Source organism: Anaerobacillus sp. QJM3NY_32 (assembly GCF_056173645.1).
This window is the reverse complement of sequence record NZ_CM149684.1, coordinates 1,784,002-1,794,516: the sequence shown is the minus strand read 5'-3', so window position 1 is coordinate 1,794,516 and position 10,515 is coordinate 1,784,002. Positions and strand designations below refer to the sequence as shown.

Below are 10,515 nucleotides of genomic sequence, written 5' to 3'. Positions count from 1 at the left end.
ACAAGCGCTGGAGAGAGAAGAAATGAAGAGATTAAATAAACGACTAACTGAAATTTCTCAAATAAAAAAACCAGCTCTAAAAAGAGCTGGTTTTCTGAGTTATCTTCTATTACGTTTGCGGTTACGAAGGAAAGTAGGGATATCTAGAGTATCGTTAGACTCTTCCGTTCTTGTACCGAATTTAGATGGCTCCGGCTGAACTTCTTCCTCTTCATGCTTCTGCTGTTGTATCGGAGCGCTTTGCTTCGATTGTGCAGAAGGACGTGGAACCGTCTTCTTCTTATTTTCGTTCTCGTCAAAGCCAGTAGCGATCACTGTAACAAGAATTTCGTCCTTTAAATCTTCGTTAATTACAGAACCGAAAATCATGTTCACATTCTCATCAGAAGCTGATGAAACAATGTCAGCTGCTTCATTTACTTCGTACAGGCTCAAATTAGATCCGCCCGTAATGTTCATAAGCACACCTTTTGCACCATCAATAGATGTCTCAAGAAGTGGGCTGGAAATAGCTTTTTTGGCAGCCTCAGAAGCGCGATTTTCCCCTGTCGCAATACCAATTCCCATTAATGCAGAACCACGTTCAGTCATAATGGTTTTAACATCTGCGAAGTCAAGGTTAATAAGACCCGGTACTGCAATAAGATCTGATATCCCTTGAACACCTTGACGAAGAACGTTATCCGCTTCACGGAACGCTTCAAGCATTGGAGTGTTTTTATCAACGATTTCTAGTAGACGATCGTTCGGGATAACAATTAACGTATCGACTTTTTCCTTAAGCATAGCAATCCCAGTAACGGCTTGTGTCGAACGCTTCTTACCTTCAAAGGTAAATGGACGTGTGACAACTCCTACTGTTAGTGCACCAAGTTCTTTGGCAATTTCAGCAATGACAGGTGCAGCACCTGTTCCAGTTCCGCCACCCATTCCTGCGGTAACGAATACCATATCAGCACCGCTAAGCGCTTCCTGAATCTGTTCTTTGCTTTCTTCAGCAGCTTTCTTTCCGATTTCCGGATTAGCTCCTGCACCAAGACCTCTTGTTAATTTACCACCAATTTGCATTTTAACTTCTGCTTTAGCAAGGTTCAATGCCTGTGCATCCGTGTTAACAGCAATAAATTCAACACCTTGGACACCATTCTCGATCATACGATTGACAGCGTTGCTTCCGCCTCCGCCGACACCGATTACTTTTATCTGTGCTAATTGTTCCATATTCATATCAAACTCTAACATCTCAGGTCCTCCTAATCTTGTAATAGCCCTTTATTCAACAAATAGATTAAAGAAATTCTTCACTTTCTCTTTCATACCTGGTGAAGAAGATTTCTCACCTGGTTGAGGTTCGGCTTTTGTTCTACGCTTGGGCTTCACTTCTTCTTCAGGGTTGAGTGATGCTGCCACTTCTTTCCCCTGAATCTTCACGTTTTTATACGTGAACTGGATAAGACCAATGCCAGTTGTGTATTGCGGTTCGCGTACGCCGATATAGTCAGGGACCGCAACACGTACATTGTGCTGCAGAATTTCACGAGCAAGTTCAAGAACTCCGTCCATTCCGACCATACCACCGGTTAGAACAAATCCGCCCGGCAATTCACGAATTCCCATTCGCTTAATTTCGTCTTCTATCAATTCTAACATCTCTTCGATCCGAGGTTCTATAATATGAGCCAATTCGTACTGATTAAATTCTTGTTCAGCCGAACTTCCTATTGTCGATACTGTGAAAGCTTCCTCTTCTGAAGCAAGATCAACGAAAGCATTGCCGTGCTTAATCTTAATTCGCTCAGCTTCTTCAGTCGTTGTTCTAAGACCAATCGAAATATCTTTGGTTACGTGATCGCCACCGATTTGAAGTACAGAAGTGGCTTTCAGTGAGCCTTCTTCAAAGATAGAAATCGTAGTAGATCCAGCGCCCATGTTAACTAGTGCTACACCTAAATTACGCTCATCTTTTGATAAAGCCATTGACCCACACGCTAGCGGTTGTAGACAAATATCAGCAATTTCAAGACCCGCTTTTTCAACGCATCTTAGTAAATTATGTAATACTGTTTTTGAACCTGTAATGATTGTTCCTTCCATTTCAAGGCGAACACCAATCATTCCACGTGGATCTGTAATGCCGTCCAGTCCATCAACTACGAACTGTCCTGGAATCACATCAATAATTTCTCGCTCAGGAGGGATAGAAACAACCTGTGCTGCGTCAATTACTCTAGCAATATCTTCATCATGAATTTCACGATCCTCACTCGATACAGCCACTACCCCATGACAGGGTTGTAACTGTACGTGATTGCCGTTAATCCCCACAATCACAGAACGAACCGATAAACCTACCATTCTTTCTGCGTTTTCTACTGCCTGCTTAATTGAACGAACAGTTTCATCTATATCCACAATCGATCCCTTACGAATTCCATCAGAAGGCGCGCTGCCGACTCCAAGAATATTTAAAGAATCGTTCGTCATCTGGCCAATGATTACTTTCACATTGGATGTACCGATGTCTAGACTCACATAAATCTCATTGCTGTTCATTCTCCTGGCACCTCCTTCAAAATGCTACCATGTTCAGGTATTAATAGTTTCTCTATAATAGGGTTGAAAAAATGTCCAACACCTTTATATACACAATAATCTCTTGAATTAAACTTCCTCAAGGCTCGCTTCATGAAGTCCCGGGAAGAATGTGATATAAGGACTCTATTCCACAAATCCGTTTATTTCCCTTCTTTTATACGAGATTTCCTCTTATTTTTTTGGGTAACACTCCCCTACTCTCTTCGGTTCATTTCTTTTTTAATGAAGAGATGTACAAAGCAGTGCATAAGTATTAGTCTACACCATGTGAAAGCAGTAGAAAAGTCACTGTTTTCGTGATTGGAAAGAATTTTGCTGTTTTCTTTCATTTTTACATGAAAATGAGTTATTAAACATAAATTGCCCTGCTCATAAACCTTCGTGAACAAAGAGCATTCCCTGTCCATTAGAACAGGGATTATCTATGCATTTTATCGTCAAGACTCTTTCTTTTCCTCTTCTTCAGTTGAAACGTCCTCATAAGGCTCAAGCCAACTACCTTCATTTAGATAAAGAATCCCTTTGGCTTTATCTTTAAGCTTCTCAACTATTAACGGGTAGCTATTCACCTTCTCAGAAAAATCGCTAATGCTTGTTTTCACTTCATATCCGTCTGTCATATAGAGAGTTAAGTTAAAAGCTTTATCCCCATTCGGCGTATAATGAATCTCAGAAATACGATTAATAATACTTAATTCTACTTTCCTGAGCTCGCCTGCCATTTCTGATAGCTCTGTACTTTCGTTCCATTGCATCAAAATAGGAGCGCTCACTGGCGTTTCACCTTTAGGGAGTGCATCAAGAATAGCACCTGATTGCAAAATCGGGAAATATTCACTTCCCTTTTTTAAATACGCGACTCGAGCATTCTCCACAACATCCACTTTAGCAGTTGCAGGAAACTGTCTAGTCACAGTTACTTCTTTAATTTCTTTTGATTTTTCTACCTTTTCTTCTACATTTTTAGCATTTAAATTCCAAAAACTCACGCTATTATTAAGCTCACTTAACTTAATAATTTCTTTTTCTGAAACATAATTATTGCCAGAAACCTCAACGTTCCGAATGTGACTTAAGGAAGATTGGAAGTAAATGATCAGCAAAATGAGAAAGAAGAAGATTGATAAATAGACGATTAATCTTCTGTTAGCGCGCTGCTTACGCTGTGCTTTCAACGTGGGAATCCGATCTTCAATTGTTACAACTTTGCGATCTTCCATTGTCTTGCCTCCGTCTCCGGTAAATGAACTTCTGTCTATACTTACGATGTTACTAACGCTTATCATGGCAACCGAACGGCATGACCCAGCTGTTTGTCCTCATTTCAATCATTATAGCATAAGTTAAGGTGTTATTAGCCTCTAGAAGGAAATTCATCCCAGAGAATTGTTCTTAATAATAAGCTATATTACTTTACATTGTTTATTTCAGCTCTGTGCTGACAAATAGAATGAGCCAATACTTAAGAATCACTAGTATAAGCTAACAAAACGATATAATAAATAGGTAAATGAAAAGGGTTCCCTCGTAATTTGAATCAATCATGAAAATAATAGAAAAAGAGCGCTCACTGGTGAGCGCCCTTCCATAATCTGCTTAAAATTTTGCGTATCGACTGATATTGAGTAACACTCCCATTGCTACAAGCATGAGCGTTAAGGAAGAGCCCCCGTAGCTAAGGAAAGGGAGGGTAATCCCGGTTACAGGCATTAAGCCAGTTACAACGCCAATATTGATCATTACTTGAATCGCAAGCATGCCGATGATACCAACAGCAAGAAGACTACCAAACAAATCAGGCGCTCTTAGTGCAATTCGAATCCCTCGCCACAGAAGAAGCGAAAATAAGAGAATCACAAAGCTTCCACCGATAAATCCGAGTTCTTCAGATAAAATTGCAAAGATAAAGTCTGTTTGCGGTTCAGGTAAATAATAAAATTTCTGTCTACTTTGGCCGAGCCCAAGCCCCATCAGGCCACCCGGGCCAATGGCATACAGCGATTGAATGATTTGAAAACCACTACCGAGTGGGTCACTCCACGGATCAAGGTAGGAGGTGATTCGCGCAATCCGATAGGGCGCTGATAAAATCAGGACGGCAAAGCCGGCTAAACCAAGCATACCAAGCCAAACAAAGTGGGCTATTCTTGCCCCCGAGATAAAAATCATTACAACGCACGTACCAACCATAACCGCTCCAGTTCCAAGATCCGGTTGGAGCATAATCATACCGAAAGCTATGAACACAATACCAAGCGACGGCACTAGTCCTTTTTTGAATGACGTAATGCGTTTTTGATTTTCGGATAAATATTTAGCAAGAAAAGCAATCATTGCAAGTTTTGTAAATTCAGATGGTTGGATTGAAAACGCACCAACACCAAGCCAGCTTCTCGCTCCCCCTCGAACAAGTCCAACTCCTGGGATCAGGACTAGAACAAGTAGAATGAAGCAGATGAGCACGCCTACTTTTGACCAGGTGCGCCATGTCCAATACTCAACGTTCATCACGAAGAACATGGCCACAACACCTACCCCCGCAAAAAGAAGCTGTCTTTTTGCAAAGAAAAATGCATCGTCAAATTTATAAGAGGCCCATACAGCGCTGGCACTGTAAACCATGATTAATCCAATTGCTAACAGCACTAGTGTTGCAGTTAAAAAGACCAGGTCTGGCGTTGATTTTGTTTTCGGCAATAGACCCACACTCCGTTTTGTCGATTTTACCTAACCGAACTCACCGGATAAGCAAGACAACCTCTCATTAGAGTCTATGCATTGCCTCAATAAAGATGTCTCCACGTTCTTCAAACGTTTTGAATTGATCCCAGCTTGCACAAGCTGGTGATAGAAGAACGACATCCTCCGCTTCGGAAAGATTATAAGCTGTTGTAACAGCTTCCTCTACATTATCGACAACTGTCACAGAATCCAGTCCTGCTGATGAAGCTGTTTTTTCTAATTTAGAGGCAGTCTGACCAAACGTAATTAAGTGCTTCACTTTTGTTTGGAAATACGGAATTAAATCGTCAAACCCGTTCCCACGATCAAGACCTCCAGCGAGAAGAATCACGGGCTTCTTGAAGGAATCAAGTGCTTTTTTTGTAGCAATCGAATTCGTTGCTTTAGAATCATTGTAAAATTTTCGTTCGTTAACTTCTCCTACGAACTGTAGACGATGTTTCACACCGTGAAAGTTTGTTAGTTCTTGATGGATCTTTTCATTTGAAACACCTGACAACTTCGCTACAGCTATAGCAGCAAGCGTATTTTCCACGTTCTGCTTCATTGATAGATCTTCAATCTTAATCACTTTTTCCTCTTTAAACACGATCCACTCTTCATCAATACATACGCCTGAATCTAGTTTTTTTGTGGCTGAAAAAGGAACGAGTGAAGCATTAGAATCCTCAGCAAAACCAGTGACAAGTTCATCGTCAGCATTATAAACAGCAAAATCTTCTTCGGTTTGATTTTGGAACAAACGAGCTTTAGCTGCGGCATAAGCCTCTTTAGTTCCATGATAATCAAGATGTGCCTCATAAATATTTAGAAGTACTGAAATATGAGGATGGAAGTTCATTGTTCCTTGAAGTTGAAAACTAGAGAGCTCCGTCACAAGCGTTTGATTAGGGGTAGCTTCCGCAGCTACCTCACATACAACTGTTCCAATATTGCCTGCCACAATCGGATTAGACTCTGTATCTCTTAATAATTGTCCAATCAGAGTAGTTGTCGTTGTTTTCCCATTCGAACCTGTTATGGCAACAAACGGAGCTTCTGATATTTCACCTGCGATTTCAACTTCTGTCACAATTGGAATCTCTCTCTTTTGAGCTTCTGCTAAAAGTGGATTTTCATAAGGAATCCCGGGATTCTTCACAATTAAATCGACGCCATCTAGAAGTTCAAGAGGATGCCCACCGCCTACAACGGTGAACCCTAATTCTTGAAGTTCCATTGCTTTAGGATTGTTTTTCACTTCTTCGCGATCATTCACCTTTACGTTAGCGCCAAGAGATCGTAGGAGCTTCGCTGCCGCAAATCCACTTTTCGCTATTCCTAAAACAAGAACAGACTTATTTTCATAATTTACTTTTTTCATTACATCCACACCTCAAGATAGATTCCAAACGTTGCACATAGTAAACCAACTGTCCAAAATGTAGCGACAACACGCCATTCCGTCCAACCAGAAAGCTCATAGTGGTGATGAAGAGGACTCATCTTAAACACACGTTTACCTGTCGTTTTAAATGAAGTTACCTGAATAATAACGGATAGGGTTTCAATGACAAACACCCCACCAATAATGACGAGAAGAAGCTCAAGCTTCGTCATAATGGCAACAGCTGCAAGAGCTCCCCCAAGCGCAAGTGATCCAGTATCACCCATAAATACTTTCGCAGGGTGAGCATTAAAAACAAGAAATCCTAGTACTGCGCCAACGACACTGACGGAGAAAATAGCCACATCATACATGTATACTGACGCCGCAAGAATGGCAAATGCACCGAAGGCAATAGCCGACGTTCCTGCTACAAGCCCGTCCAGTCCATCTGTCAGATTGACAGCGTTTGACGCGCCAACTAGCATGACAAAAAGTAAGATGACATATCCAATGCCAATGTCAAAGCTCCACTCTGTCCCTGGAACATGAATCGCTGTATCAAATCCAACGGTTCTTAATCCAAAATAAACAAGGATCGCAATTAGGAGCTGACCTAATAGTTTTTGTTTTGACGTTAATCCTAGGTTACGCTTTTTCACAACTTTAATAAAATCATCTAAAAAGCCAATCAGTCCATATCCAACTGTTACAAATAAAAGCAGCCAAATTTGGGTTGAAATTTCATCATATTTAAGAGCGATAATAATAGTACCGAGAATAATAGACAGAATAATGATCAGTCCGCCCATTGTCGGAGTCCCAGATTTCTTTTGGTGTGACTTAGGTCCTTCTTCTCTGATGCTCTGTCCAAATTTAAGCCTTCTTAAATATGGAATAAATACGGGCGATACTAGCACCGCAATAATAAATGATGTTAATAAGCTAAAAATTAATAATCTTTCAATCACTGTACTGCCTCCTTAAGATTCATTCTCTAATGCCTTTACGATGGTTTCGAGCCCTAGCCCTCTTGAAGCTTTTAACAAAACGGCTGTTTTATCATCAAGTTGGCCCGATAGATATGATGCGGCATCTTCTTTATTGTCAAAGGAAACAGCAGGCACTTGCTGTGCTTCATCTTCCACGATCCCATCATAAATCCACTTTGCTTTTTCTCCAACTGTAATCACTTCCGTAATAGACGGTTGAATCGCAGTTGCTATGTTACGGTGGAGAGATTCTTCTCGATCACCTAACTCATACATATCACCAAGAATGGCGATTTTCTTATGAAATCCTTCCAATTCTGCAAGGGTTTCAACCGCAGCTTTCATGGATGTTGGGCTGGCATTATAGGCATCATTAATAATTAATGCACCGGTTGAACTCCTAAACTTCTCAAGTCTCATCCCAGTAAGGGTTAAGGAAGATAGTGCTTTTCGAATTTGGTCATCTGTCATTCCAAGTTTTCTTCCTGCAGCAATGCTGTAGAGCGCATTCTTAATATTATGTTTACCTAATAATGCAATTTCGAACGGCTCTTTTTCATTTAGTAACGTAAACGAATACCCATTATCCAGCTTTACTACTTGATCAACTTGAAGATCATTTGTTTCATCGTATCCGCAAGAAATCGCGTTCTTCTGAAGTGGAGCAAGAAGAGGCTCATCTCCATCAATCACGAGATGACCATTTGACTTAAGTCCCTCTGCTATTTCCATTTTCGCTTTGGCGATATTTTCTCGACTGCCAAGTTGTAGTAAATGAGACTCTCCAATGTTCGTAATGATCGCCACATCCGGTGTAGCGATCTGGGTAAGAAGGGAAATCTCACCTGCTCCGCTCATTCCCATTTCAAGGATCAATACATCTGTTTCTTCAGGCATAGCAAGAACTGTCATCGGGAGTCCCCAATGATTATTCAAGTTGCCCTGTGTTTTATACGTTTTATATTTAGGATTGAGAACCGCTTCAAGCATATCTTTCACTGTTGTTTTCCCATTACTGCCGGTTACACCGATAACATATGGATTTTGTTCTCTAAGAACTTGCTTCGCAAGCTCCTGAAATCCAACGGTTGTGTCGTCAACTTCGTAAACATTTATCTTCCCAACAAGATCTTGAGGAAATGGCTTATTTTTATCCCAAAGCGTTCCAGTTGCCCCATTAGCAATGGCTGCATCAATGAAACGATGACCATCGAATACTTCGCCAACGATCGGAATAAATAATTTGTTCGTACAGTCTTTCCTCGTATCCGTCGCCACACCTTCAAAGACCAGTTCATGTTCAACTGGTCCCTGACTAATATTGTTTAGTAATTTAGATGAAAAGTTCATCTCTTCCGCTCCTTTATTGCCTGACGTGCTATTTGTCGATCATCAAAATCGAGCACTTGATCCCCGATGATTTGATAAGTTTCATGTCCTTTACCTGCAATAAGGACAACATCGCCTTCCACAGCGTGAGTAACAGCATGATGAATAGCTTCTGCTCGATCTGTAATGCGGATATAATGTCCACTTACACCTTCCACCATATCATCTAATATCTGTTCAGGATCTTCACTCCTCGGGTTATCTGAAGTAAGAACCGCTGTATCTGCTAATTCTGTCGCAATCTTTGCCATGAGCGGTCGTTTCGTACGATCTCGATCTCCCCCGCAGCCAACAACAGCAAATACATTCCCTTTTGACATCTCTTTAACCGTTAACAGCACATTCTCAAGGCTATCCGGTGTATGCGCATAGTCAACGATAACGGGAAATTCTTGTCCTTCATCAACAAGTTCGAACCGTCCCGGAACACCTGCAATTTGTTCAAGACTCTCTAAAATACGATCAAGTGATAATCCATTTGAAAGACAAGCTGCAATAGCTGCAAGCGCATTGTAGACGCTGAACTTGCCTGTTAACATTAGTTTCACATCTCGTTCTTCTTCAGGAGTAACGAGGTGGAAACTTGTCCCGTTAGCGGAAAACGAGATGTTATTAGCCATAATATCAGCGTTATTATCAATCCCATATTTTAAAATGTGCGCTGAAGTCATTTGTTCATATTGCTCACTCGCTTGATCATCCGCATTTAAAACGGCTACCTTTTTTCTCCCTGTATCATATGTATTACCTAACTGTGAAAAAAGAAGACCTTTTGCCTGACGATATTCCTCCATTGTTCCATGATAATCAAGATGATCTTGAGTTAAATTTGTAAAGACCGCTACATCATAATCACAGCCTCTAACGCGACCTAATGTTAACGCGTGAGAAGAAACTTCCATAACAGCCGTTTGAACATTGCTTTCCTGCATTTTGGCAAATTGCTTTTGAAGTAGCAATGGTTCAGGTGTGGTGTTTTTCGTCTCGAATTCTTCATCTGCTATTTTCATATTAATAGTGCCGATTAATCCTGTCGTTTGCTGTTCATTACGATGAATCTGCTCAATTAAATGAGAGACGGTCGTTTTGCCATTCGTTCCCGTTACACCAATTAAAGAAAATGATTTCGTTGGATTATGATAGAAATAATTAGCTAGCTCTGCAAGCGCACGATGAGCATCTCTAACAATAATAACTGGAACAGAAACGTCTAGCTCCTTTTCAGATATAAGTGCAACTGCTCCCTGTTGTACAGCCTGCTCAGCAAAATCATGTCCATCCACTGTGTAACCAGGGATACAAACGAATAAACTATTAGCTTCAACTGCTCGACTATCACTTTCAATCGTTGCTATTTCCGGGTTCCCTTTTCCAACTTGCTTATATGTAAGTAATGCATGGAGAAGTTCTTGTAATTTCATCTCTTTCAAA

The 10,515-nt window shown here is 40.8% G+C and carries 8 protein-coding genes; all 8 read right to left on the bottom strand.

Annotated elements, in window-relative coordinates; translation table 11 throughout:
- Positions 1 to 99: 99 nt before the first annotated feature.
- Positions 100 to 1,242: a cell division protein FtsZ gene (gene ftsZ / locus AC0VYH_RS09625; RefSeq protein ID WP_194221345.1), complete on the bottom strand. Its 1,143-nt coding sequence runs from the start codon at positions 1,240 to 1,242 to the stop codon at positions 100 to 102.
- A 30-nt stretch (positions 1,243 to 1,272) separates the two neighbouring features.
- The gene (gene ftsA / locus AC0VYH_RS09620; protein ID WP_194221344.1) at positions 1,273 to 2,553 is read right to left on the bottom strand and encodes a cell division protein FtsA; all 1,281 of its coding nucleotides are present in this window, start codon (positions 2,551 to 2,553) and stop codon (positions 1,273 to 1,275) included.
- 479 nt (positions 2,554 to 3,032) lie between these two features.
- Entirely contained in the window at positions 3,033 to 3,815 is a 783-nt protein-coding gene (locus tag AC0VYH_RS09615; RefSeq protein ID WP_226612765.1) for a cell division protein FtsQ/DivIB, read from the bottom strand.
- 376 nt (positions 3,816 to 4,191) lie between these two features.
- Positions 4,192 to 5,292: a stage V sporulation protein E gene (gene spoVE, locus AC0VYH_RS09610; RefSeq protein ID WP_194221342.1), complete on the bottom strand. Its 1,101-nt coding sequence runs from the start codon at positions 5,290 to 5,292 to the stop codon at positions 4,192 to 4,194.
- Between the two features lie 67 nt (positions 5,293 to 5,359).
- Positions 5,360 to 6,700, bottom strand: coding sequence for a UDP-N-acetylmuramoyl-L-alanine--D-glutamate ligase (murD, locus tag AC0VYH_RS09605; protein ID WP_475368904.1), 1,341 nt, complete (start codon positions 6,698 to 6,700; stop codon positions 5,360 to 5,362).
- Complete coding sequence (gene mraY, locus AC0VYH_RS09600) at positions 6,700 to 7,674, bottom strand: phospho-N-acetylmuramoyl-pentapeptide-transferase (RefSeq protein ID WP_194221340.1); 975 nt, start codon at positions 7,672 to 7,674, stop codon at positions 6,700 to 6,702. Before mraY ends, murD begins: the two co-directional genes overlap by 1 nt.
- 12 nt (positions 7,675 to 7,686) lie before the next feature.
- Positions 7,687 to 9,045 (bottom strand): UDP-N-acetylmuramoyl-tripeptide--D-alanyl-D-alanine ligase, encoded by a 1,359-nt coding sequence (locus AC0VYH_RS09595; protein WP_475373710.1) that lies wholly within the window; start codon positions 9,043 to 9,045, stop codon positions 7,687 to 7,689.
- Positions 9,042 to 10,505 carry a UDP-N-acetylmuramoyl-L-alanyl-D-glutamate--2,6-diaminopimelate ligase gene (locus AC0VYH_RS09590; protein ID WP_430247109.1) on the bottom strand — a complete coding sequence of 488 codons (1,464 nt, stop codon included), beginning with the start codon at positions 10,503 to 10,505 and terminating at the stop codon, positions 9,042 to 9,044. Before AC0VYH_RS09590 ends, AC0VYH_RS09595 begins: the two co-directional genes overlap by 4 nt.
- Positions 10,506 to 10,515 lie beyond the last annotated feature (10 nt).

Bases quoted from the DNA above. Each gene is read 5' to 3' on its own strand.
- murD (WP_475368904.1), bottom strand. From the start codon at position 6,700: ATGAAAAAAGTAAATTATGAAAATAAGTCTGTTCTTGTTTTAGGAATA.
- AC0VYH_RS09595 (WP_475373710.1), bottom strand. From the start codon at position 9,045: ATGAACTTTTCATCTAAATTACTAAACAATATTAGTCAGGGACCAGTT.
- AC0VYH_RS09590 (WP_430247109.1), bottom strand. From the start codon at position 10,505: ATGAAATTACAAGAACTTCTCCATGCATTACTTACATATAAGCAAGTT.
- ftsA (WP_194221344.1), bottom strand. From the start codon at position 2,553: ATGAACAGCAATGAGATTTATGTGAGTCTAGACATCGGTACATCCAAT.
- AC0VYH_RS09615 (WP_226612765.1), bottom strand. From the start codon at position 3,815: ATGGAAGATCGCAAAGTTGTAACAATTGAAGATCGGATTCCCACGTTG.
- ftsZ (WP_194221345.1), bottom strand. From the start codon at position 1,242: ATGTTAGAGTTTGATATGAATATGGAACAATTAGCACAGATAAAAGTA.